At 69.9% G+C, this 22,029-nt stretch carries 21 protein-coding genes; 12 read left to right on the top strand and 9 right to left on the bottom strand.

The window, feature by feature from the left end; all coding sequences use genetic code 11:
• Positions 1 to 412: 412 nt before the first annotated feature.
• The 3 genes from ntrC to glnA form a co-directional block, all read right to left on the bottom strand.
• Positions 413 to 1,813: a nitrogen regulation protein NR(I) gene (ntrC, locus tag AN478_RS01290; protein ID WP_054964805.1), complete on the bottom strand. Its 1,401-nt coding sequence runs from the start codon at positions 1,811 to 1,813 to the stop codon at positions 413 to 415.
• Positions 1,810 to 2,910 (bottom strand): nitrogen regulation protein NR(II), encoded by a 1,101-nt coding sequence (glnL, locus tag AN478_RS01285; protein ID WP_054964804.1) that lies wholly within the window; start codon positions 2,908 to 2,910, stop codon positions 1,810 to 1,812. The genes ntrC and glnL overlap by 4 nt, the downstream gene beginning before the upstream one ends.
• Positions 2,911 to 3,030: 120 nt before the next feature.
• Positions 3,031 to 4,446, bottom strand: a complete 1,416-nt coding sequence (gene glnA, locus AN478_RS01280) for a type I glutamate--ammonia ligase (RefSeq protein ID WP_054964803.1) — start codon at positions 4,444 to 4,446, stop codon at positions 3,031 to 3,033.
• Positions 4,447 to 4,690: 244 nt separating this feature from the next.
• Between glnA and AN478_RS01275 the strand changes: the two genes are divergently transcribed.
• Both AN478_RS01275 and AN478_RS01270 read left to right on the top strand, forming a co-directional pair.
• The gene (locus AN478_RS01275) at positions 4,691 to 5,257 is read left to right on the top strand and encodes an NADPH-dependent FMN reductase (protein WP_054964802.1); all 567 of its coding nucleotides are present in this window, start codon (positions 4,691 to 4,693) and stop codon (positions 5,255 to 5,257) included.
• Between the two features lie 223 nt (positions 5,258 to 5,480).
• Complete coding sequence (locus AN478_RS01270) at positions 5,481 to 6,161, top strand: sulfotransferase (protein ID WP_054964801.1); 681 nt, start codon at positions 5,481 to 5,483, stop codon at positions 6,159 to 6,161.
• Positions 6,162 to 6,225: 64 nt separating this feature from the next.
• Here AN478_RS01270 and AN478_RS01265 read toward each other — a convergent pair whose 3' ends face one another.
• Both AN478_RS01265 and AN478_RS01260 read right to left on the bottom strand, forming a co-directional pair.
• On the bottom strand, positions 6,226 to 7,113 hold the full coding sequence (locus AN478_RS01265) for a phosphoribulokinase (protein WP_054964800.1): 888 nt from the start codon (positions 7,111 to 7,113) through the stop codon (positions 6,226 to 6,228).
• Positions 7,114 to 7,280: 167 nt separating this feature from the next.
• The gene (locus tag AN478_RS01260) at positions 7,281 to 8,354 is read right to left on the bottom strand and encodes a 6-phosphofructokinase (RefSeq protein WP_054964799.1); all 1,074 of its coding nucleotides are present in this window, start codon (positions 8,352 to 8,354) and stop codon (positions 7,281 to 7,283) included.
• A 145-nt stretch (positions 8,355 to 8,499) separates the two neighbouring features.
• On the opposite strand from AN478_RS01260, the gene AN478_RS01255 reads away from it, so the two are divergent.
• Positions 8,500 to 8,994 (top strand): DsrE family protein, encoded by a 495-nt coding sequence (locus AN478_RS01255; RefSeq protein ID WP_054964798.1) that lies wholly within the window; start codon positions 8,500 to 8,502, stop codon positions 8,992 to 8,994.
• 212 nt (positions 8,995 to 9,206) lie between these two features.
• Here the strand turns inward: AN478_RS01255 and fdxA are convergent, their stop codons facing one another.
• Entirely contained in the window at positions 9,207 to 9,530 is a 324-nt protein-coding gene (fdxA, locus tag AN478_RS01250) for a ferredoxin FdxA (protein ID WP_054964797.1), read from the bottom strand.
• Positions 9,531 to 9,710: 180 nt separating this feature from the next.
• On the opposite strand from fdxA, the gene AN478_RS01245 reads away from it, so the two are divergent.
• Positions 9,711 to 10,334, top strand: coding sequence for an L-threonylcarbamoyladenylate synthase (locus AN478_RS01245; RefSeq protein ID WP_054964796.1), 624 nt, complete (start codon positions 9,711 to 9,713; stop codon positions 10,332 to 10,334).
• Between the two features lie 116 nt (positions 10,335 to 10,450).
• Here AN478_RS01245 and glnD read toward each other — a convergent pair whose 3' ends face one another.
• The 3 genes from glnD to sfsA form a co-directional block, all read right to left on the bottom strand.
• Positions 10,451 to 13,189, bottom strand: coding sequence for a [protein-PII] uridylyltransferase (gene glnD, locus AN478_RS01240; RefSeq protein WP_054964795.1), 2,739 nt, complete (start codon positions 13,187 to 13,189; stop codon positions 10,451 to 10,453).
• Between the two features lie 31 nt (positions 13,190 to 13,220).
• On the bottom strand, positions 13,221 to 13,988 hold the full coding sequence (gene map, locus AN478_RS01235; protein WP_054964794.1) for a type I methionyl aminopeptidase: 768 nt from the start codon (positions 13,986 to 13,988) through the stop codon (positions 13,221 to 13,223).
• Positions 13,989 to 14,052: 64 nt separating this feature from the next.
• Entirely contained in the window at positions 14,053 to 14,781 is a 729-nt protein-coding gene (gene sfsA, locus AN478_RS01230) for a DNA/RNA nuclease SfsA (RefSeq protein WP_074471438.1), read from the bottom strand.
• A 285-nt stretch (positions 14,782 to 15,066) separates the two neighbouring features.
• Here sfsA and rpsB point away from each other — a divergent pair, with 285 nt between their 5' ends.
• From rpsB to rseP, 8 genes are all read left to right on the top strand, one after another.
• Positions 15,067 to 15,837, top strand: coding sequence for a 30S ribosomal protein S2 (rpsB, locus tag AN478_RS01225; RefSeq protein WP_054964793.1), 771 nt, complete (start codon positions 15,067 to 15,069; stop codon positions 15,835 to 15,837).
• Between the two features lie 115 nt (positions 15,838 to 15,952).
• Positions 15,953 to 16,609, top strand: a complete 657-nt coding sequence (gene tsf, locus AN478_RS01220; protein WP_054964792.1) for a translation elongation factor Ts — start codon at positions 15,953 to 15,955, stop codon at positions 16,607 to 16,609.
• Between the two features lie 6 nt (positions 16,610 to 16,615).
• Complete coding sequence (pyrH, locus tag AN478_RS01215) at positions 16,616 to 17,362, top strand: UMP kinase (RefSeq protein ID WP_074471439.1); 747 nt, start codon at positions 16,616 to 16,618, stop codon at positions 17,360 to 17,362.
• Positions 17,359 to 17,916: a ribosome recycling factor gene (frr, locus tag AN478_RS01210; protein WP_054964791.1), complete on the top strand. Its 558-nt coding sequence runs from the start codon at positions 17,359 to 17,361 to the stop codon at positions 17,914 to 17,916. The genes pyrH and frr overlap by 4 nt, the downstream gene beginning before the upstream one ends.
• Before the next feature lie 61 nt (positions 17,917 to 17,977).
• A complete protein-coding gene (gene uppS, locus AN478_RS01205; protein WP_054964851.1) occupies positions 17,978 to 18,676 on the top strand; it encodes a polyprenyl diphosphate synthase in 699 nt (232 codons plus the stop codon).
• Complete coding sequence (locus AN478_RS01200) at positions 18,645 to 19,460, top strand: phosphatidate cytidylyltransferase (protein WP_231627303.1); 816 nt, start codon at positions 18,645 to 18,647, stop codon at positions 19,458 to 19,460. The genes uppS and AN478_RS01200 overlap by 32 nt, the downstream gene beginning before the upstream one ends.
• Entirely contained in the window at positions 19,457 to 20,629 is a 1,173-nt protein-coding gene (locus tag AN478_RS01195; protein ID WP_054964790.1) for a 1-deoxy-D-xylulose-5-phosphate reductoisomerase, read from the top strand. The genes AN478_RS01200 and AN478_RS01195 overlap by 4 nt, the downstream gene beginning before the upstream one ends.
• A 42-nt stretch (positions 20,630 to 20,671) precedes the next feature.
• Positions 20,672 to 22,024 (top strand): RIP metalloprotease RseP, encoded by a 1,353-nt coding sequence (gene rseP / locus AN478_RS01190; RefSeq protein WP_054964789.1) that lies wholly within the window; start codon positions 20,672 to 20,674, stop codon positions 22,022 to 22,024.
• Positions 22,025 to 22,029 lie beyond the last annotated feature (5 nt).

Here is a 22,029-nt window from a genome sequence, read left to right as displayed (position 1 = left end):
ATAAGGATCGAGCAGCGTCAGGGTTTCATCGCTGGTCTCTCCCTTTTGATGGAAGCGGTAGGTTTTCCCCGCCTCTAATCCCGTAACTTTGAACCAGTCGGTATCTGAGTTTCCTCCCATTTCCCCTTCGGACGAGCTCCCCACGTCCACGGAACAGGTCGTGCTGGCATCGCTGGGGCAGTCGTCCGCCGCCCCCGCGGGCGCCGGCAGCAGGAGCAGGCCCAGGGCCAGCCCGGGCAGGACGTGGTGGCGAAGCCTTCCTGGCGCCGCGGTCCCGTCCGCGTGGCCTGTCTCGGCGGCAGGGCCGTTCTGGATTCGGCGCATGGGGTCCCCCTTAAGCGTGTGCGGTAATTCCGTAGGGAATTATAACCACAGTCATCCGGGAATGGGGCAACCCGGAGGCGGACAGGGGTCAGTTGTCGTCCTCGGGGGACAGTCCGCGCTCGCGGATCTTGCGGGTGAGGGTGTTGCGGCCCCAGCCCAGGAGGGCGGCGGCGCGCTGGCGGTGGCCGCCGGTGTGGGCCAGGGCCTCGCGGATGAGGACGCGCTCCGTCTCCGCCTGGACCCGGTCGCCCACCTCGTCCCGGCCGGCCCCCAGGGCGCCGCGCACCCACTCGGCGAGGGCCTCCTGCCAGCCGCCGGTGTCCGTCTCGGCGGGGGCCTCCCGGTAGGGCTCGGGCAGGTCCTCGGGGAGGATGGTGGCGCCGGGGGCCATTAGGGTCAGGCGCCGGCAGAGGTTCTCCAGCTCGCGGACGTTGCCGGGCCAGGTGTGGGCCGCCAGGAGGGACAGGGTCTCCGGGTCCGGCTGCTTGGGCTGCAGGCCCAGCTCGGCGGCCACCTCCTCCAGGAAATGGCGGGCCAGGCGGGGGATGTCCTCGCGGCGCTCACGCAGGGGCGGCAGGTGGATGGGGACCACGTTGAGGCGGTGGTAGAGGTCCTCGCGGAAGCCGCCGTCGGCGATCAGGGCGGGCAGGTCCTGGTGGGTGGCGGCGATGATGCGTACGTCGGCGTGCAGGAGCTGGCGGCCGCCGACGCGCTGGAATTCGCCCTCGGCCAGCACCCGCAGCAGACGCGTCTGCAGCTCCGCCGGCATGTCGCCGATCTCGTCGAGGAACAGGGTGCCGCCCTCGGCCTCCTCGAAGCGCCCCAGGCGGCGCTCCACGGCGCCGGTGAAGGCGCCGCGCTCGTGGCCGAACAGCTCCGATTCCAGCAGTTCGGCGGGCACGGCGGCGGTGTTGAGGGCGACAAAGGGGCCGCCTGCACGGGGGCTGTGGCGGTGCAGGGCGCGCGCCACCAGCTCCTTGCCGGTGCCCGACTCGCCGGTGATCAGGACGTTGGCCTCGGAGCTCACCAGGCGCCCGATGATGCGGAACACCTGCTGCATGGCCGGCGCCTCGCCGAGGATCTCGGGGCGCTTCTCCTCCGCCGCGGGCTCCTCCCCGGCGGCGGGGGCCTGGGCGATGGCGTGGCGGGCCAGGGAGACCGCCTCGGCCACGTTGAAGGGCTTGGGCAGGTACTCGAAGGCGCCCTCCTCGAAGGCCGCCACCGCGGCGTCCATGTCGCTGTAGGCGGTGGTGAGGAGCACGGGCAGGCCGGGATGGTCCGCCCGGATGCGGCGCAGCAGGGCGAAGCCGTCCTCGCCCGGCATGCGCACGTCGGAGATCACCAGGTCGGGGCGGCCCTCCGGCAGCTCCCGCAGCACCGGGGCCGCCGACTCGAAGGCACGCACCTCCATGCCCGCCTCCCCAAGGGCCTTCTCCAGGACCCAGCGGATGGAGGCGTCGTCGTCTACCACCCATACGGTCGGGCTCATAAGCCGGGCGCTCCGTGCTCGTTGGTTTCCCCCTCGGCCGGCGGCGCGAGGGGCAGGGTGACCTGGAAGACGGTTTCGCCGGGGCGGCTCTGCAGGTCGATGACGCCGCCGTGGGCGGTCACCAGGTCCTGGGCGATGGACAGTCCGAGGCCCCGCCCCTCCGCCCGGCTGGTCACCAGGGGATAGAAGATCTGGCTCTGCTCCGCCTCGGGGATGCCGGGGCCGTTGTCGGCCACGTCCACGCGCAGGGCCAGGGGATGGCGGTTGCCTTCGATGGTGTAGTTGCGCTCCACCCGGGTGCGCAGGACCACGCGCCCGCCGCCCTGGCCGGCCACCGCCTGGACGGCGTTCTGGGCGAGGTTCAAGAACACCTGGACCAGCTGGTCGAAGTCGCCGGTGATCTCCGGGAGGCTGGGGTCGTAGTCGCGGAGGATGGCCACCCCCTCCGGGGCCTCGGCGCCCACCAGCCGCCGCACCCGCTCCAGGACCTGGTGGATGTTCAGGGGCGCCAGCTGCCGGGCGCGGCGGGGGCCCTGCAGGGACTCCAGGAGCTTGAGCAGGCGGTCCACCTCGTGCTCCATGACCTCGGTGTACTCGGCCAGCGCCGGGTCGGGGAGGTGGGCCGCGAGCAGCTGGGCCGCCCCGCGCAGGCCGCCGAGGGGGTTCTTCACCTCGTGGGCCAGGCCCCGGACCACCCGGCGCAGGGCCCGCTGCTCCTCGATGCGGCGGCCCTCCTGGGCGATGCGCGAGCGGCGGTCGGAGAGGGTGGCCTCCACCAGCAGGCCGAGGCGGTCCCCCTCCAGGGGCAGGGGGGAGAAGGTCACGTCCACCAGGCGGCCGCCGTCCCCGGGGCGCTGGAGCCAGATCTCCCGTTCGCTCACTACGCGGGGCTGGGCGAGCACCTCCCGGGCCCGCTGCACCAGATCGGTGCGCTCGGGGAACAGGGTCTCGAAGGCCCGGTCCCGGCCCTGGCGCAGGCCGACGGCGAACAGCTCCTCGGCCGCCGGGTTCATCCATTCCAGCTGCAGCCGCTCGTCGAAGCCGAGCACCGCCGTGGCCAGGGAATCGAGGATCTGGGCCGGTCTGGGCTGGTTCATGGGGCGGCGCTCCGGTTCATGGCGCAACGTTTCGGGGGCCGGAAACAGAACGACCTCCCCGGATCCGGGGAGGTCGCCGTTCAGCACGCGGGGGCACGGGGCCTGGCGCCCGTCGCCCGCTTAGACGCTGTAGTACAGGGCGAATTCCACCGGGTGGGTGGTCATGCGCACCTGCTCCACCTCCTCGCGGCGCAGCTCCAGGTAGCCGTCGATGGCGTCGTCGGTGAACACGCCGCCCTTGGTCAGGAAAGCCCGGTCGGCGTCGAGGGCGTCCAGGGCCTCCTCGAAGCTGGCCGCAACCGTGGGCACGTCCTCGAGCTCCTCGGGGGGCAGGTCGTAGAGGTTCTTGTCCAGCGCTTCGCCCGGGTCGATCTTGTTCTCGATGCCGTCCAGGCCGGCCATAAGCAGGGCCGAGAAGGCCAGGTACGGGTTGGCCGTGGGGTCGGGGAACCGCACCTCGATGCGCCGCGCCTTGGGCGAGCCCACCGCCGGGATGCGGATGCTCGCCGAGCGGTTGCGGTTGGAGTAGGCCAGCAGGACGGGGGCCTCGAAGCCCGGCACCAGCCGCTTGTAGCTGTTGGTGGAGGCGTTGGTGAAGGCGCAGAGGGCCTTGGCGTGCTTGATGATGCCGCCGATGTAATACAGCGCCTCCTGGGAGAGGCCGGCGTACTTGTCACCGGAGAAGGTGTTCTCGCCGTCCTTCCAGATGGACATGTGCACGTGCATGCCGGTGCCGTTGTCGCCCACCACCGGCTTGGGCATGAAGGTGGCGGTCTTGCCGAAGGCGTGGGCCATGTTGTGGATCACGTACTTGAACTTCTGCAGCTGGTCGCCCTGGATCACGCCCTCGGCGAAGCGGAAGCCCACCTCGTTCTGGTTGGCGGTGGCCACCTCGTGGTGGTGGATCTCCGGGGTGATGCCGATCTCCTCCATCACCAGGGTCATGGCGGAGCGGATGTCCTGGCTGGAGTCCACGGGGGGCACGGGGAAGTAGCCGCCCTTCACCGCGGGCCGGTGGCCCCAGTTGCCGCCCTCGAAGTCGGCGCCGGAGTTCCACACGCCTTCCTCGGAGTCGATCTGGTAGCCGCATTTCTCCATCTTCACGTCCCAGCGCACCGAGTCGAACATGAAGAACTCGGGCTCGGGGCCGAAGTAGGCGGTGTCGCCGATGCCGCTGGACTTCAGGTAGGCCTCGGCGCGCTTGGCCACGGAGCGGGGGTCGCGGTTGTAGCCCTCCATGGTGTCGGGCTCGGCAACGTCGCAGGTGAGTACGACGGTGGGCTCCTCGAAGAAGGGATCGAGGAAGGCCGTGTCCGGGTCGGGGACCAGGAGCATGTCCGACTCGTGGATCTCCTTCCAGCCGTCGATGGAGGAGCCGTCGAAGGAGAAGCCCTCCTCGAAGGTGTCCTCGTCCAGGCCGTGCGCGGGCAGGGTCATGTGCTGCCACTTGCCGCGCGGGTCGGTGAAGCGGAGATCGACGAAGCGGGCGTTGTGCTCCTCGATCATGCGGAAGACTTGGTCGGCGCCTTGGGCCATGGGGGGTGCCTCCTGATGGAAAAGCCTTGCGTTGCTGGCCGGGCAAGGGTGCATGAGCCGTGCCAGCCCGAATTGGGCCAAAAGCGGGCACGGTGGCGGGGCGGATGCCCCAGTATAGGGCAAATGCGGGTCCGGGTGCACTGATTTGGTGCGTCGGGGCGGGCGGCGTTGCCGGGGGCTGTGGAAAAGTAGTATATTAGCCAGTTTCCATTTTCGCCCGGGGCAGCCGGGAGGAGCGCACGCCATGGCCTACATGATCCTGGAGGGCTCGGCCCGGCCCGACAGCCGCACCGGGCTGGTGGCCCGCCATCTGGCCGGGTCCCTGGAGGAGGTGGCGGGCCAGGCCGTGCAGCGCCTGCAGCCCGGCGCCCATCTCCCCGCCCTCATGGACGGGGCGGTGGCCGGCGGCCCGGTGGAGGGCTTCCAGCCGGTGGTGGAGCAGGTGGACGCCGCCCGGGGGGTGATCCTGGTCACCCCCGAATACCACGGCAGCTATTCCGGGGTGATCAAGCTGGTGCTCGACAACCTGGGCTACCCCTCGGTTCTGCGCGGCAAGCCGGTGGGCATCGTGGCCCTGGGCGCGGCGCGCTTCGCCGGCACCCGCGCCGCCGACGCCCTGCTCTCCGTGCTGGCCCACATCCGCGCCCGGCCCTTCGGCCGCTACCTGTTCCTGCCCGCCATCCAGGAGCAGCTCTCCGAGTCCGGCGCCCTGGAGAACCCCGAGCTGCGCGCCGAGGTGGCCGATTACCTGGCGGAGTTCCACCAGTACGCCGACTGCACGCTGGAGGCCGAGGGCCGCCTCTCCCCCTGAGTCCCTTCTGCGCCTCCCCTTGGCCGCGCTCTTCCTCCCGAACCCGTAGGCAGGGCGCCCCCGGCCGCCCCAACATTCCCGATTTGCTCCAGGCCAAGATCCGGGCCCCCGGTCCCTCGACGCACCGACCCCTTCCCGCCCAACCTGATCCGTAGGACCAGTATGCACGGTATGACCGGTTGCGTTAGGCCGGCAGGGGGGACGGCCGGGAAGGGGCGTTCCGATGAGCCTGGCAGCGGGAATCAGCCGGAGGACCCGGCACTACCGGGACTGGCTGCGGGTAGCCGGTAAAGAGAAGGTCTTCTGCGTGGGCCTGAACAAGACCGGCACCACTTCCCTGGAGCGGGAGATGCTCGACCAGGGGTACGTGGTGGGGGACGAGATGAAGGGCAAGGTGCTGGTAGACGCCTGGGCCCGCCGGGACTTCCGGCCGGTGATCGAGCTCTGCCGGACCGCCCAGTTCTTCCAGGACGCCCCCTTCAGCTGGCCCTACACTTTCATGGCCCTGGACCGGGCCTTCCCCGGCAGCCGCTTCGTCCTCACGGTGCGCGACGACGCCGAGGAGTGGTACCGCTCCCTGGTCCGGTTCCTGGGCCGGAGATGGGCGAACGGCCGCATCCCGCCGACGGCCCGGGACCTGAAGGAGGCGCCGGGGCCCTATCCCGGGTTCCGCTACCACGTGCACACCACCGTCCACCGGGTGCCCGGCGACGATCCCTTCCGGAAGGACGCGCTCCTCGATTTCTACCACACCCACAACAAGATGGTGCGGGACTATTTCCGCCACCGCCCGGAGGACCTGCTGGTGGTCAACGTGAAGCGGCCAGAGGACTACGACCGTTTTTGCGCGTTCCTGGGGGTGCCGCGGCGGCGGGAGGGGTTCCCGTGGGAGAACCGGACCTGACCCGAAAGGGGGCAAAAAAAGCCCGGCCTCAAGGGCCGGGCTTGGAGACGGCATGCCGTCGCGCTCAGGCCGACTTCTTGCCCACCAGCTCGTGGATGATGGGGTTCAGGATCAGCTCCATGGCGAAGCCCATCTTCGGCCCGGGCACCACCAGGGTGTTGGGCCGGGACATGAACGAGCCCTCGATCATGGACAGCAGATAGGGCCAGTCCTGGTCCTTGTAGGCATTGAAGTGGATCACCACCATGGACTCGTCCGGGGTGGGGATGTCCCGGGCGATGAAGGGGTTGGAGGTGTCCACCAGCGGCACCCGCTGGAAGTTGATGTGGGTGCGGGAGAACTGCGGCGTGATGTAGTGCACGTAGTCGTGCATGCGGCGCAGGATGGTGTCGGTCACCACGCTGGCGTCGTAGCCGCGCTCGGCGGTGTCGCGGCTGATCTTCTGGATCCACTCCAGGTTCACCGCCGGCACCACGCCCACCAGCAGGTCGGTCCACTGGGCCACGTCCACGCCGGCCTCGGGGTCGGCCACCCCGCCGTGCAGGCCCTCGTAGAACAGCAGGTCGGACTCGGGGAGGTCCTCCCACGGGGTGAACTGGCCGGGCTTCTTGTCGATGCCCAGGCGGGCGTTGTGCTGCTCGGCCTCCTCATCGCTGTGGATGTAGAAGCGGCGCTGCCCGGTCCCGGTCTCGCCGTAGGTCTTGAACAGCTCCTCGAGCTTGGCGAAGTGGTTGGCCTCGGGGCCGAAGTGGCTGAAGTTCTCGCCCTTCTTCTCGGCCTCGGCCATCTTCTCCTTCATATCCGCGCGCTCGTAGGCGTGGAAGCTGTCGCCCTCGATGACGGCCGGGGTGATGTTTTCCCACCGGAAGATGTCGTTGAAGGCGTTCTTGACGGTGGTGGTTCCGGCACCGGAGGAGCCCGTCACCGCAACGATCGGGTGCTTTTTGGACATGCCATCCTCCCAGACTGACAAAGGAAAGGTTGCAAGAATTCGGATCACGCCCGGGAACGCCTGGAGTCGGCCCGGGATCGGCGTCGAAATGGGGTTGCCCGGCGGCCGGACTGGATCTGGGCAAGCGCGGGATGATAACAGGCCCGGAGGCGCCTGGATAGGCGGGCCTATTCCCCGAGGATGACCCCCAGCTGGCGGGCCGATTCGAGCAGCGGATGGTCCTGGGGCACGGGGCGGAAGCCGCCGGCCACCTGCTCCAGGGGGATGGTGCCGATCCGCTGGCCGTCGAAGGTGACCATGCTGTTGTGCTCGCCCCGGGCCAGGGCGTCCACGGCCGCCACCCCGTAGTGGGTGGCGAGGAGGCGGTCCTGGGCCACCGGCCCGCCGCCCCGCTGCACGTGCCCGAGCACCGTGACCCGGGTCTCCAGGTGCGTCACCCCCTCCAGCATCCCGGCGACCTGGTGGCCGATCCCGCCTAGCTGGGCCTGGTAGACCCCCTCCCCGGGCTGCAGGACCGAGACGTCGCCCCCCTTGGGCTTGGCGCCCTCCGCGACAACGATGATGCTGAAGGTGGCCCCCTGTTGGGCCCGGTCCCGGATCCGCGCGCAGAGGCGGTCGGGCTCGAAGGGGGTCTCCGGGATGAGGATGGCGTCGGCGGCGCCGGCCACCCCCGCGCGCAGGGCGATCCAGCCCGCGTAGCGGCCCATGAGCTCCACCACCATGATGCGGTGGTGGCTCTCGGCGGTGGTGTGCAGGCGGTCCAGGGCGTCGGTGGCGGTGGCCACGGCGGTCTGGTGGCCGAAGCAGAGTTCGGTGCCCTGGATGTCGTTGTCGATGGTCTTGGGGGTGCCCATCACCCGGACGCCCTTGGCGGCGAGCTTGTGGGCGATGCTCAGGGAGCCGTCGCCGCCGAGCACCACCAGGGCGTCGATGCCGAGCTCTTCGATGCGCTGTATGGCCTCGTCGGAGCGATCCGCGTACCGATCCTCCCCAACCGGGTACTGGAAGGGGTTGGCACGGTTGGTGGTGTGCAGGATGGTGCCGCCCCGGTTGATCAGGCCCCGGGTGGTGAAGGGGGTCAGCTCGATGGGGTCGAGGCGCTCCACCAGCCCTTTGAACCCTTCCGGGATGCCCAGGACGGCGGGCCAGCCGTGGGTGCGCATGGCGGCCCGGACCACGGCGCGGATCACGGCGTTCAGTCCCGGGGCGTCGCCGCCGCCGGTGAGGATGCCCAGGCGCATGGAGATTCCTCCGGGCCGGTTGGTCAGGGATCACAAGGGGTTATGGCGTCGCGAATCCTGCTTGGTAGTATCCTTATTATTGTGGAAGGCGTCCCACTTTGCCAGTGTGGGACGACAATGCCTCTACGGTCCAAGGGGAGCTGCCATGAGGAAGATCGTGCTGATCGTTGCGGGGATGCTTACCGGGATCATGCTGAGCCCGGCGGCGTGGGCGCAAATGGGCATGGACGGGCCCGAGCCCAAGGTGGTCTACCACGTGGATTACCCGGGGGTGCGGCGTTTCTCCGCCCAGCTCACCAGCACCTACAACATGGTGCAGCATTACGAGAACCAGCTCATCGATTCCGACGTGCGGATCGTGGCCAACTCCTTCGGCGTGCGCTACTTCACCGACAAACCCCTGGAAGGCACGCCCTTCGAGGCCGGGGAAGAGCTGAAGGAGCAGCGCGAGGAGCTGCGGGGACGGGTCAAGTCCATGATGAGCACCTACGACGTGGAGGTGGCCATCTGCGACATCACCCGGGAGCAGCTCGGGCTCTCCAAGGACGACTTCTACGAGGGGGTGACCTTCGTGGATTCCGGCGTGGTGGAGGTGGCCCGGCTTCAGCAGGAGGGCTTCGCCTACGTCAAGGCGGAGTAGGGGCCACCGTCCGCCGCCGCGGCGGCTGGAACGCAAAAAGGCCGGCAGCGATCCGCTGCCGGCCTTACTCGTTCGGGCGCACGCGTACCGGGTATGTCCTCCGGGGCCCCGACCCGGCTCGGGCAGCCGGCCCCGGCTCCCCGCATCGGCCCCGGAGGAGGGGGGCGCCGCGGGCCGGGAGGGGGGGAGCCGCCGAGCCCCGGGAAAGCGGCCTACCGCTCCAGGTGCTCGTACTTCTCCTCCACCTCGGCCCACTCGTCGGCGTCCGGCGGCGGATCCTTCTGCTCGGTGATCACCGGCCAGTCCTGGGAGAGATCCGCGTTCAGCTCGGTGTAGTGCTCCCACTTTTCCGGCAGTTCCTCCTCGCGGAAGATGGCCGTCACCGGGCACTCGGGCTCGCACAGGGTGCAGTCGATGCACTCGTCGGGGTCGATGACCAGGAAGTTGGGGCCTTCATGGAAGCAGTCGACCGGGCAGACCTCGACGCAATCGGTATATTTGCACTTGATGCAGGGCTCGGCCACGACAAATGCCATGCCTTCGCTCTCCTTGTTCCAGGGCTAGGGGGTAGCGTAACGCGCGGGTAGGGGCCCGTTTCGCAAGGCCCTAAAACTTGCGACAGTCGGGGCCGGGTGTCAACCTGCCCGGGCTTGCGCGCGTCCCCCGATTGGACCAAATTCTCTGGGGTGAGTGCCAGCGGCCGATGAGGACCTGCCATGCGAACCATCGAGATCCGGCCCCAGTCGGTACAGCCCCGCACCATGGAGCAGGTGGCCGAGGCCCTGCGGAGCCGCAGCGCGGTCATCGCCTTCCCCTCGGATACGGGCTACGCCTTCGGCTGCGCCCCCGGCGCCACCGGGGCCCTGAAGCGCATCCAGCGGATCCGGGGGCTGAACGCCAGCCACACCTGGACCCTGCTCTGCGGCGACGAGTCCTGCCTGGGGACCTACGCCCGGATGGACACGGCCGTCTACCGGATGATCAAGCGGGTGGTGCCGGGACCCTACACCTTCGTTTTCGAGGCCACCGCCGAGGTGCCTCGCCAGCTCCAGCAGAAGAACCGCAAGACCATCGGCATCCGCATCTCCGCCGATCCGGTGGTGCAGGCCCTGGTCGAGGCCCTGGGTGGCCCCCTGGTGACCACCACCGCCCGCCTGGCGGGGGAGGAGTGGGCCTTCGAGGACGCCGCCAGCATCGGCGAGGAGTGCGGCGACAGCATCGATCTGCTGCTGGACGCCGGCCCGGTGCCGCCCAATCCCTCCACGGTGGTGGACCTGACCGGCGACGAGCCCGAGATCCTGCGTTACGGCGCGGGGGATCCGGGGCCCTTCGGCGGCTAGCGCCGCCGGGTCGGACGCCCACCGCGGCCAGGCTGAGGGAGCCTTGTGGGAGCGGCTACCAGCCGCGACAACGAGTCGTGATGAGCAATAGGTCGGCGGTCGATCGGCCCCGACGGTCAGGAGGAAACCTCGGCGGGCTCGAACTCCCGCCGGATGGCTTCCGCCAGCCCACGCCGGCGCTCCTCCGTGTCCAGCGGGGCGCCCTTGTGGGAGAGCTGGAAGGTGTCCTCGGTGCGCTCGCCGAAGGTGGCCACCTTGGCGGCGTGGATCTGGCAGCCGAATTCGTTGAGGATGCGCGCGATCCGGTAGAGCACCCCCGGGGCGTCCGGGGCGATCACCTCGGCGGTGGTCTCCCCCGCGGCGCTGCCGGGGTGGAAGGTGACGCGCACGGGGGTGTGGAAGTGGCGCTGGGCCCGCTGGCGATAGCCCTGGCGGCTGGGGGCCGGCGGCAGCGAGGCGGGCTGCGTCAGGGCCGCCTGGAGGTGGTCCCGGATGCGCGCCCGGTCCCGGGGGTCGTGCACCGGCCGGTCCTCCTGGTCCAGGACCAGGAAGGAGTCCAGGGCCCAGTGGTCGCGGGTGGTGTGGACCTTGGCCTCCATGATGTTTAGGCCCAGGCTGGCCAGGGTGCCGGTGGCCAGGGTGAACAGGCCCGCCCGGTCCGGGGTGTAGAGCAGGATCTCGGTGCCGCCGGCCCGGATGTGCGGGGCCACCTCCACGATGGTGGGCCCCGCGCGGCCCAGCAGGGCGCGGGTGTGCTGGGTCAGCTCCTCGGGATGGTAGTGCAGCAGGTAGTCCTGGCCGACCCGCTTCAGGTGGGCCCGCACCTCTTCCGGATCGAATCCCTCCTCCTGCAGGGTCTCGATGATCCGCCGGCGGATCCGCCGAGCGCGGGCCCGGGTGTCGGCGGGTACCCCGGTGCGCAGGGCCTGCCGGACGTTGAAGTAGAGGTCGGTCAGGAGCTGGGCCTTCCAGGTGTTCCAGACCTTGGGGCCGGTGGCCCGCATGTCCGCCTCGGTTAGGAGGAACAGCAGGTCCAGGTGGTTCTGGGTGCGGACGCGGTAGGCCACCTCGCCGATCACCTCCGGGTCGTGGATGTCCCGCTTCTGGCTCACCTGGGAGAGGTAGAGGTGGTCGTGGACCAGCCAGGCGGCGATCCCGGCGTCCTCGGGGTCCAGGCCCAGGCGCCGGCCCAGGCGGCGGGCCACCCGGGCCCCCAGCAGGGAGTGGTCGCCGGCCCGGCCTTTGGCGATGTCGTGGCAGAGCAGGCCCAGGTAGAGGATCTCGGGGCGGCGCACCTGCCGGGCCAGGCGGCAGGCGAGGGGAGACTCCATGGCCAGGGGGGACTCCTCGCGGTGGAACTGGTCCACCACCTCCATGGCGCGCAGGGTGTGCTCGTCCACCGGGTAGATGTGGTATAGGTTGTGCTGCGTCTGCCCGACGATGCGCCCGAATTCCGGGAGGAAGCGGCCGAGCAGGCCGTAGGTGTTCATGCGCCGCAGCACCCCGGCCACCCGGCCCGGGGTGCTCAGGATGCGCAGCAGCCCTTCCCGGACGCGCGGGTCCGCCCGCACGGCGCCGTCCACGTTGCGCGCCCCGGCCCACAGGGCCCGCAGGGTGCCGGCCTCCAGGGGCGGCAGCTCCTCCAGGTGCTGGGCGTCGGCGAAGAAGGTCAGGATTCGGGCAGGATCCTCCTGGAACTCCTCGGGGCGCTCGGCCTCCAGGTAGGGGCCCCGGTAGCGCATGCCCGGCCCGGCGGGGCGCGCCTCGGGGGCTGCTCCCGCCTGCTGCAGGGTCTGCAGGCCGATGTTGGTGAGGGCCACCACCTGGCGCAGGGTGCGGTAGTAGCGCTTCATGAACTTCTCCACCGCCAGGGTGGCGGCGGTGTCCCGGTAGCCGAAGCGCTCCGCCAGGGTGCGCTGGTGGTCGAACTGCAGGCGGTTCTCGTTGCGCCCGGTGAGGTAGTGCAGCCCGTTGCGAACCCGCCACAGGAACTCCTGGGACCGGGCCAGCGACCGGAGCTCCCCCGCCGACAGGACCCCCCGCTTCACCAGGTCGCGCAGGGTGGCCACGTCGTGGAGGTGGCGCGCCACCCAGAACAGCAGGTGGAGGTCCCGCAGCCCGCCCCAGCTCTCCTTGACGTTGGGCTCCAGATTGTAGACCGGCCCCCCGTAGCGCGCGTGCCGCTGGCGCTGCTCCTCGAGCTTGGCGGCGATGAAGTCGCCCGGCTCCCCTCGTCCCCGCTCGAGGAAGGTCTCCCGGAAGCGGTCGTAGAGGTCCCGGTCCCCCGCCAGCAGGCGGGCCTCCAGCAGCGTGGTGCGGATGGTGATGTCCGCGTCGGCGTCGCCGATGCACTCCTCGGGCGTGCGCAGGGCGTTGCTGACAGGCAGGCCCATGTCCCAGAGGAAGTGCAGGAGGGGCTCGGCGAAGGCTGCGGCCGTGGTGGCGGTGTCGTCGTGGAGGACCAGGAGGTCGACGTCGGAATGGGGGTGCAGCTCGGCGCGCCCGTAGCCGCCCACGGCGAGGACGCACAGGGGGGCCGAGCGCCGCGCCGTCTCCAGGTAGTCGGGCAGCAGGCGCCAGAGGCTCTGGATCAGGCGGTCGGTGAGGTAGGCGTGGCCGCGGACGATCTCCCGCCCGGTGGCCCCCTCCTCGAAACGGCTTTCCAGAAAGGCGCGCCCTTCCTCGTAGGTGGCGCGGAACCGCTCCAGGAAGGCGGCCTTGACCGGGGGCGTCCAGCCCTGGCCCGGGGGGTGCAGGCGCTGGATCTCCGCGATCCGTTCCGGGAATTCCCGCTCGGGGAAGATCCGATCGCGGTGGCGCAGCCGGTATGCAGGCCGGGGGCCGGGGGGAGACATGGGCGCTCCCTTCGGCGTCCCTCCAGCCGCGCTAGAGGGGGTCGCCGGGTAGCTGGGTGAGCACCTCGTAGCCGTCCTCCGTGACGACGAGGGTGTGCTCCCACTGGGCGGAGGGGGAGTGGTCCTTGGTGACCACCGTCCAGCCGTCCTTGAGGAGCTTCACGTGGCGCTTGCCCGCGTTGATCATGGGCTCGATGGTGAACACCATCCCCGGCTCCAGCGTGAGCCCTTCCCCGGGACGCCCATAGTGCATGACCTGGGGTTCCTCGTGGAAGCCCTGGCCGATGCCGTGGCCGCAGTACTCGCGCACCACGCTGCAGTGCTGGGATTCGGCGTAGGTCTGGATGGCGTGGCCGATGTCGCCCAGGGTGGCCCCGGGGCGTACCTGCTCGATGCCCCGCACCATGGACTCGTGGGCCACCTCCGAGGCCTTGCGGGCCTTCTTGGAGGGCTCGCCCACGTAGAACATCTTGCTGGTGTCGCCGTGCCAGCCGTCCTTGTTGACGGTGATGTCGATGTTGAGGATGTCGCCGTCGCGCAGCTCCCGGTCCCCCGGGATGCCGTGGCAGACCTGGTGGTTCACCGTGGTGCACACCGACTTGGGGAAGCCGTGGTAGTTCAGGGGGGAAGGGTAGGCGCCCTGCTCGTTGACGATGTAGTCGTGGCAGATGCGGTCCAGCTCGCCGGTGGTCACGCCCGGTTTGACGTAGGGGGCGATCATCCGCAGCACCTCGGCGGCCAGGCGTCCGGAGACGCGCATCTTCTCGAGCTCTTCGGCAGACTTTATATGAACCGACATGGCAGATCCGTTCCGGGGACTCGTTCTGGGTTTGGACCAATTATAGGGCACGGGGCCCGTTGGGCTAAGCGGGGGCCAGCTCGTGGGCGGGGCCCAGGTCGATGGGCTCGGCCCCGGCCAGCCCGATGCCCTCCGGGGTGATGCGGGTGCGGTAGGCGAGCAGCTCCACGCCGGCCTCCGCGGCCTCGCGCAGGCGCTCCCCGTAGGCGGGGTCGATGTGGTCGGCGGGGCCGAAGCCCTCCCCGTCGGCGCGGTTGACCAGGAAGAACATCACCGCCCGCCCGCCGTCGGCGGCCAGCTCCATCAGCTCGTCGAGGTGCTTGCGGCCCCGCTCGGTGACCGCGTCGGGGAAGCGCACCGCCCCGTCCGGGGCCAGCAGGGTGCAGTTCTTCACCTCCACGTGGCAGGGGCCCTTTTCGGGGTCCTCCAGGAGGATGTCGATGCGGCTGTTGCGGCCGTACTTCACCTCCCGGCGCTGGGTGGCGTAGCCGGCCAGCTCGGCCACCTCGCCGGCGGCGATGGCCTCGGCCACCAGGGCGTTGGGGCGGTGGGTGTTCACGCCCACCCAGCTGCCGCCGCTGTGGTAGAGCTCCCAGGTGTATTTGAGCTTGCGCTTGGGCGAGTCCGCCGGCAGCAGCATCACCGGCTGGCCCGGATCCTTGCAGGTGGCCATGGAGCCGGAGTTGGCGCAATGGGCGGTTACCACGGAGCCGTCCGTGAGCTCCACGTCGGCCATAAACCGCTTGTAGCGGCGGATCAGGGTTCCCTCCAGAAGGGGCTGCTCGAAACGCACCGGGATCCTCTCGGTTCGGGGCCCCGTCGGGGTTGGTGCGGGGCCGGAAAAGTGGGCTATCCTAACCCAACTGGGGCTTGGACCCCAACGGACGGCTCGATTGCCGCAAAAGGCCGTGAGTGGTATAAATCCGCCTTTACCGTGCGCCGGGGCCGACCGGCGCGAAACCCCACGCTCGCCGACACACCCGGTGGGGTGTCCCGTCCCCGAGTAGGCCCGAAGCGGCCGGGGCGGGATGACCGGGTGCGGGCGGGCGGAGGCCCAACCCCCATAAGGAGCGATCCAATGGCGGCAGAAAACGTTTCCATGCGCGAGATGCTGGAAGCGGGCGTCCACTTCGGGCACCGCACCAGCCGTTGGCACCCCAAGATGGGCCCGTACATCTTCGGTGCCCGCAAGAAGATCCACATCATCAACCTCGAGAAGACCGTGCCCCTGTTCCGGGAGGCCATGGCCTTCCTGCGGGATCTGTCCCGCAACGGCGGCAAGGTGCTTTTCGTGGGGACCAAGAGCCAGGCGCGCGACGTGGTCGCCGAGCAGGCCCAGCGCTGCGGCATGTACTACGTGAACCACCGCTGGCCGGGCGGCATGCTCACCAACTGGCAGACCATCCGCAACTCCATCCGGCGCCTCAAGGACATCGAGCGGATGGCCGAGGACGGCACCTTCGAGATGCTGCCAAAGAAAGAGTCCCTGCTGCTGGAGCGCGAGCGCTCCAAGCTGGAGCGGAGCCTGGGCGGCATCAAGGACATGAACGGCGTGCCGGACGCCATGTTCGTCATCGACATGGAGCGCGAGTCCATCGCGGTGGCCGAGGCCAAGAAGCTGGGCATCCCGGTGGTGGCCGTGGCCGACACCAACGTGAACCCCTCCAGGGCGGACTACATCATCCCCGGCAACGACGACGCCGTGCGGGCCATCAAGCTCTACGTGACCACCGCGGCCGACACCATCCTCGAGGGGCGCCAGGATCGGGAGGTGGAGATGACCACCACCGTGTCCGGCGACGAGGAGATGGTCGAGGTGACCGACGACGACGCCGGGGCCTCTTCCTGAGCCCCCGCACCGCATCGTTTGGCCAGCCGCCGGTTCGCCGGCGGCTTTGGCCGTCTGGAGGGGCCGGCGGCGGCCCCGCAGGGATCAACCGGATTTCAGGGAGAACAGCAGGGCTATGAGTATCAGCGCGCAGGACGTGAAGACCCTCCGTGAGCGCACCGGCGCCGGCATGATGGAGTGCAAGAAGTGCCTGGAGGAGGCCGGGGGCGACATGGACAAGGCCATGGAGGTCCTCAAGCAGAAGGGCCTGGCCCAGGCGGAGAAGAAGGCCGGCCGCACCGCCGCCGAGGGCGTGGTGACCTCCTACATCCACGGCAACGGCAAGATCGGCGTGCTCGTGGAGGTGAACTGCGAGACGGACTTCGTGGGCAAGAACGAGGACTTCCAGAACTTCGCCCGCGACATCGCCATGCACGTGGCCGCCTCCAACCCCGAGTACGTGCGCCGCGAGGACATCCCCGAGGAGCGGGTCCAGGAGGAGAAGGACCTGATCAAGTCCCAGTCCGAGGAAACCGTGGCCGGCAAGCCCGAGCACGTGGTGGACCAGATCCTCGAGGGCAAGCTGAACAAGAACCTCTCCGCCATCACCCTGCTCGACCAGCCCTTCGTGAAGGACCCCGACAAGACGGTCGGCGAGTACACCAAGGAGGTGGTGGCCAAGCTGGGCGAGAACATCCGCGTCCGTCGCTTCGTGCGCTACGAGGTGGGCGAGGGCATCGAGGTGGAGCAGAAGGACTTTGCCGAGGAAGTGAAAGAGCAGCTCGGGGAGTAAGCCACCGTGACCGACCCGGACACACGGGAGCCGGCGTACCGGAGGGTGCTCCTGAAGCTCTCCGGCGAGGCCCTGATGGGCGACGAGCCCTACGGGATCAGCCATGCCGTGCTGGAACGGATCGCCCAGGAGGTCCAGGAGGTGGCCGCCGCCGGTGTGCAGGTGGCGGTGGTCATCGGCGGCGGCAATATCTTCCGGGGGGTGGCCCCGGCCGCCGAGGGCATGGACCGGGCCACCGCCGACTACATGGGCATGCTGGCCACGGTCATGAACGCCCTGGCCCTCCAGGACGCGCTGGAGAGCCATGGGCTGCCCACCCGAGTCCAGACCGCCATCGAAATGCAGCAGATGGCGGAGCCCTACATCCGGCGGCGGGCGATGCGGCACCTGGAGAAGGGCCGGGTGGTGATCTTCGGCGCCGGGACGGGCAATCCCTTCTTCACCACCGATACCGCGGCGAGCCTGCGGGCCATGGAGATCGGGGCGGACGTGGTGCTCAAGGGCACCAAGGTGGACGGGGTCTACACCGACGACCCCGTATCCAACCCCGACGCCATGCGCTACCGGCGGCTCACCTACATGGACGTCATCGCCCAGGACCTGCGGGTGATGGATGCCACCGCCATTACCCTGTGCCGTGACAACCGTCTGCCCATCGTGGTGTTCAACTGCGTCAAGCCCGGGGCCCTGCTGCGGGTGGTGATGGGCGAGGACGAGGGAACCCGGGTGGAGGCGGAGGAGGCGAAGCCATGATCGAAGAGATCGAGCTAGACGCCGAAGACCGGATGCAGAAGAGCATCGAGGCCCTCAAGGACGACCTGAGCAAGGTGCGCACGGGGCGCGCCCACGCCAGCGTTCTCGATCCGGTGACGGTGGAGTACTACGGCAGCGAGGTGCCCCTGTACCAGGTGGCCAACATGGCCGTGCCCGATGCCCGCACCATCACCATCAAGCCCTACGAAAAGGACATGATCCCGAAGATCGAGCGGGCCATTCATAACGCCGATCTCGGGCTCAACCCCTCCGCGTCCAGCGACGTGGTTCGGGTGCCCATGCCCGAGCTCACGGAGGAGCGGCGCAAGGAGCTGGCCAAGCATGTGCGCCAGATGGGCGAGGGGACCCGGGTAGCCATTCGGAACGTGCGCCGGGACGCCAACCAGGACCTCAAGAAGCTGGAAAAGGACGGTGACGCCGGCGAGGACGAGGTGCGCCGGGCCGAGAAGGAGATCCAGGAGCTGACGGACCGCTACGTCGCCGAGGTGGACGCCATCCTCGACGCCAAGGAAGCGGACCTCATGGAGGTGTAACCGGTTGCCCGAGGAGCAAGGGGGAACGGACCAACGCATCCCCCGCCATGTGAGCGTGGTGATGGACGGCAACGGCCGGTGGGCCAAGCAGCGCCACCTGCCACGCGTGGAGGGCCACCGCCGGGGCCTGGAATCCGTGCGGACGGCGGTCCGGGGCTGCGGCGAGGCCGGAGTGGAGGCCCTTACCCTGTTCGCCTTCTCCTCGGAGAACTGGCGGCGCCCCGCCAGCGAGGTGCGGGCCCTCATGGGGCTGTTCCGGTGGGTGCTGGAGCGGGAGGTGGAAGCGCTCCGTGAAAACGGCATCCGCCTCCGGGTGATTGGCGACCGCCAGGGTTTGGGGGACAATCTGATCCCGCTGATCGAGCGGGCCGAGGCGACCACCGCCGAGGGCACCCGGATGACCCTGAACATCGCCGCCAACTACGGCGGCCGCTGGGACATCGCCCAGGCGACCCAGCAGTTGGCCCGCGAGGCGGCCGAGGGAAGCCTGGATCCAGCGGACATCGGCGAGGAGGCCATCCGCTCGCGCCTGGCCCTGGCGGACCTGCCCGAGCCGGACCTGTTCATCCGCACGGGCGGCGAGCAGCGCATCAGCAATTTCCTGGTCTGGCAGCTCGCCTACACCGAGCTGTACTTCACGCCGACCCTGTGGCCCGACTTCGACGAGGAGGCGCTGCAGGCGGCCTTCGAGAGCTTCAGCAAACGCCAACGCCGCTTCGGACGCACAGGTGAACAAGCCAACGCGCTCACAGGCCATTAAATCCCGTATCCTCACTGCCCTCGTCCTGATCCCCCTGGTCCTGGCGGGGCTCTTCCTCCTTCCTTCCCAAGGTCTCCTCGCACTCGGGCTATTCCTGGCCCTCGTCGGGGGCATCGAGTGGGCCGGTCTCATCCATATCCACGGCGCGGGGCGGTTGCTCTACGGCGGCCTGGTGGCGGGCCTGACTTACGTCCTCACTCAGGTGGATCCGGTGGCCGTGGCCCTGGTGGCGGGGCTGTGGTGGGTGCTGGTCATCGCTGAGATCCCGGTGTTCCGCCCGCAGACGGACGAGCCGGCGTTCCGCGCGGCCCACGGCCTGGCGGGACTGGCGACCCTGGCGCCGGCCCTGGCCCTGCTGGTGGACCTGGTGCAGGACAGCCCCTGGCGCGGCCTGGCGGTGCTGGTGGCCATCTGGGCAGCGGATATCGGCGCCTACGGCGTGGGCAAGGCCTGGGGCCGGCACAAGCTGGCCCCGCACGTGAGCCCCGGCAAGACCTGGGAGGGCCTGGTGGGGGGCGCGCTGCTGGCCGGATTGGCCGGGGGTGTGCTGGCCTGGCAGGCGCCCCTGGAGGTGGGCGGTCCCGCCGTCCTGGCGGCCGTGGCGATTCTGGTTGCCTTGATCGGCCAGGTGGGGGATCTTTCCGAGTCCATGTTCAAGCGCCGGGCGGGGCTGAAGGACTCGGGTCAGTGGCTGCCGGGACACGGCGGCTTGCTGGACCGCATCGATAGCCTGACGGCGGGGGTTCCCGCGTTCGTTCTGTGTCTATGGGGGGTGGGTGTATGAGCCGCGTCGTGGTGCTGGGGGCTACCGGATCCATCGGCGGCAGCACCCTGGATGTGCTGGCCCGCAATCCCGACCGTTTCGAGGTGCTGGCCCTGGCCGCGAACCGGAGCGGCGAGGCCCTCCTGGAGCCCTGCCGGCGCCACCGGCCCCGCTACGCGGTCCTGCGTGATGAAGAGGCCGCCGGGGAGCTGGCGGCCGCCCTGGAGCGGGAGGGCCTGACCGGCATCGAGGTGCGTTCGGGGGACGCCGCCCTGTGCGAGGTGGCCGCCCATCCGGACGCCGACCAGGTGGTGGGGGGCATCGTCGGCGCAGCGGGCCTGGAGCCCACCCTGGCCGCGGTGCGCGCCGGCAAGCGGGTGCTGCTGGCCAACAAGGAGTGCCTGGTGATGGCCGGGGCCCTGTTCATGGAGGAGGCGCGGCGGGCCGGCGCCACCATCATACCTGTGGACAGCGAGCACAACGCCATCTTCCAGGTCTTCCCGGAGGACGGCGACACCGCCGGGGTCCGCAGCATCCAGCTCACCGCCTCCGGCGGGCCGTTCCGTACCCGCGCGGCGGACTCCCTGGCGCAGGTGACCCCAGAGGAGGCGGTGGCCCACCCCAATTGGGACATGGGGCGCAAGATCTCCGTGGACAGCGCCACCATGATGAACAAGGCCCTGGAGGTCATCGAGGCCTACTGGCTGTTCGCCCTGCCGCCGGACCGCATCAAGGTGGTGGTCCACCCCGAGTCCATCGTCCATTCCCTGGTGGAGTACCTGGACGGCTCCCTCCTGGCCCAGCTGGGTCATCCGGACATGCGCACGCCCATCGCGGCTGCCCTGGCCCATCCCGATCGCGTGGAGAGCGGGGTGGAGTCTCTGGAGCTGGCGCGGCTCGGGGAGCTCCATTTCGAGGCCCCCGATTTCGACCGCTTCCCCGCCCTGCCGCAGGCCTTTCGGGCCCTGGAGGTGGGCGGCACGGCCCCCGCCATCCTCAACGCAGCCAACGAGGTGGCCGTGGACGCCTTCCTCGACGAGCGCCTGGACTTCCCCGGCATCACGCGGGTGATCGCCGGCACCCTGGACGCCGCCCGGCCGGAGCCCGCCGATTCCCTGGACACCGTACGCGCCGCCGACGTCGAGGCCCGGCGCCTCGCCGGCGAGGTGCTGGCCCGCGAGGCCCGCTAGGTGCCCGGGCGCCATCAATCAACCTAAGGACGGCCTGCACCCATGGAACTTCTCCATACCATCGTGATGTTCGTGGTGGCCATCGGGGTCCTGATCACGGTCCACGAATACGGCCACTTCTGGGTGGCGCGGCGGGTCGGCATCAAGGTGCTCAAGTTCTCCGTGGGCTTCGGGCCCGCCCTGCTCAGCCGCAAGGGCAAGGACGGCGTGGAGTACGTGCTGGCCGCCCTGCCGCTGGGCGGCTACGTGAAGATGGCCGGGGAAGTCCCGGGCGAGGAGCCGGAGCTGGCCCCCGAGGAGGCCCACCGGGCCTTCAACCGCAAGCCGGTGCCGCACCGGATGGCGGTGGCGGCCGCCGGGCCGATCATGAACTTCATCTTCGCCGCCGCGGCCTTCGTGGCGGTGTACCTGATCGGGGTGCAGGGCCTGGTCCCGCAGGTCGGCTACGTCGCCCCGGAGTCGCCGGCCGCCCAGGCCGAGCTGCGCATCGGCCAGGAGATCGAGACCGTGGGGGGCAAGCCGGTACGGTCCTGGAACGAGGCCCAGGTGGCCCTGATGCAGGCCGCCATGGCCCGGGAGGCGGTGACCTTGGGGGTGACCGACGGCGGAGCGGGCCGGGAGACCGTTCTGGACCTCTCGGGGGTGGGTGGCGAGAACCTCCAGGAGGACTTCCTCTACCAGTCCGTGGGCCTGGCCCCTTACCAGCCGGTGACGGTGGGCCAGGTGGAGCCCGGCTCCCCGGCGGCGGAGACGGGGCTGCAGGCCGGCGACCGGGTGGTCGCCGTGGACGGCGAGCCTGTGGCCTCCTGGCACCGATTTCTGACCCTGGTGCGGGGGAGCCCGGGCGAGCCCCTGGAGATCCGTGTCCGGCGGGACGGCGAGGAGCGCGCGCTGTCCGTGGTCCCGGCGGCGGTGTCGGGACCCGGGGAAGAGGAGGTGGGCCAGATCGGTATCCGCCCCGAGCCCCTGGGCGAGGAGCTCCAGGTTACCGTCCGCTACGGTCCCCTGGGGGCCCTGTGGGAAGGGGTGAAGAAGACCGGGGAGATGCTGTGGCTTACGGTGGAGATGCTCGCGCGCATGGTGACGGGCTCCGTCTCCAGCGATAACCTCGGTGGGCCCATCGCCATCGCCCAGTTCGCCGGACAGTCCGCGGAGGCGGGCCTGGTGCCCTTCCTCTGGTTCCTGGGGATGATCAGCCTGAGCCTGGGCTTCCTGAACCTGCTGCCTATCCCCGTCCTGGACGGGGGGCACCTGCTGTTCCAGGCCATCGAGGGGATCCGCGGCCGCCCGCTGGACGAGGAGACCATGGCCCGCTGGCAGCAGGTGGGCATCATGGCCCTGCTGGCCATCATGGTCTTCGCCTTCTACAACGACATCCAACGGCTGTTCCAATAATGCAC

Source organism: Thiohalorhabdus denitrificans (assembly GCF_001399755.1).
Classification (GTDB): Bacteria; Pseudomonadota; Gammaproteobacteria; order Thiohalorhabdales; family Thiohalorhabdaceae; genus Thiohalorhabdus; species Thiohalorhabdus denitrificans.
The sequence above is the reverse complement of the archived record's forward strand: the minus strand, read 5'-3'. Positions and strand labels throughout refer to the sequence as shown.

Excerpts from the sequence above, each read along its gene's own strand:
- ntrC (WP_054964805.1), bottom strand. The coding sequence starts at position 1,813 with ATGAGCCCGACCGTATGGGTGGTAGACGACGACGCCTCCATCCGCTGG.
- glnL (WP_054964804.1), bottom strand. The coding sequence starts at position 2,910 with ATGAACCAGCCCAGACCGGCCCAGATCCTCGATTCCCTGGCCACGGCG.
- glnA (WP_054964803.1), bottom strand. The coding sequence starts at position 4,446 with ATGGCCCAAGGCGCCGACCAAGTCTTCCGCATGATCGAGGAGCACAAC.
- AN478_RS01275 (WP_054964802.1), top strand. The coding sequence starts at position 4,691 with ATGGCCTACATGATCCTGGAGGGCTCGGCCCGGCCCGACAGCCGCACC.
- AN478_RS01270 (WP_054964801.1), top strand. The coding sequence starts at position 5,481 with ATGAGCCTGGCAGCGGGAATCAGCCGGAGGACCCGGCACTACCGGGAC.
- AN478_RS01265 (WP_054964800.1), bottom strand. The coding sequence starts at position 7,113 with ATGTCCAAAAAGCACCCGATCGTTGCGGTGACGGGCTCCTCCGGTGCC.
- AN478_RS01260 (WP_054964799.1), bottom strand. The coding sequence starts at position 8,354 with ATGCGCCTGGGCATCCTCACCGGCGGCGGCGACGCCCCGGGACTGAAC.
- AN478_RS01255 (WP_054964798.1), top strand. The coding sequence starts at position 8,500 with ATGAGGAAGATCGTGCTGATCGTTGCGGGGATGCTTACCGGGATCATG.
- fdxA (WP_054964797.1), bottom strand. The coding sequence starts at position 9,530 with ATGGCATTTGTCGTGGCCGAGCCCTGCATCAAGTGCAAATATACCGAT.
- AN478_RS01245 (WP_054964796.1), top strand. The coding sequence starts at position 9,711 with ATGCGAACCATCGAGATCCGGCCCCAGTCGGTACAGCCCCGCACCATG.
- glnD (WP_054964795.1), bottom strand. The coding sequence starts at position 13,189 with ATGTCTCCCCCCGGCCCCCGGCCTGCATACCGGCTGCGCCACCGCGAT.
- map (WP_054964794.1), bottom strand. The coding sequence starts at position 13,988 with ATGTCGGTTCATATAAAGTCTGCCGAAGAGCTCGAGAAGATGCGCGTC.
- rpsB (WP_054964793.1), top strand. The coding sequence starts at position 15,067 with ATGGCGGCAGAAAACGTTTCCATGCGCGAGATGCTGGAAGCGGGCGTC.
- tsf (WP_054964792.1), top strand. The coding sequence starts at position 15,953 with ATGAGTATCAGCGCGCAGGACGTGAAGACCCTCCGTGAGCGCACCGGC.
- frr (WP_054964791.1), top strand. The coding sequence starts at position 17,359 with ATGATCGAAGAGATCGAGCTAGACGCCGAAGACCGGATGCAGAAGAGC.
- uppS (WP_054964851.1), top strand. The coding sequence starts at position 17,978 with ATGGACGGCAACGGCCGGTGGGCCAAGCAGCGCCACCTGCCACGCGTG.
- AN478_RS01195 (WP_054964790.1), top strand. The coding sequence starts at position 19,457 with ATGAGCCGCGTCGTGGTGCTGGGGGCTACCGGATCCATCGGCGGCAGC.
- rseP (WP_054964789.1), top strand. The coding sequence starts at position 20,672 with ATGGAACTTCTCCATACCATCGTGATGTTCGTGGTGGCCATCGGGGTC.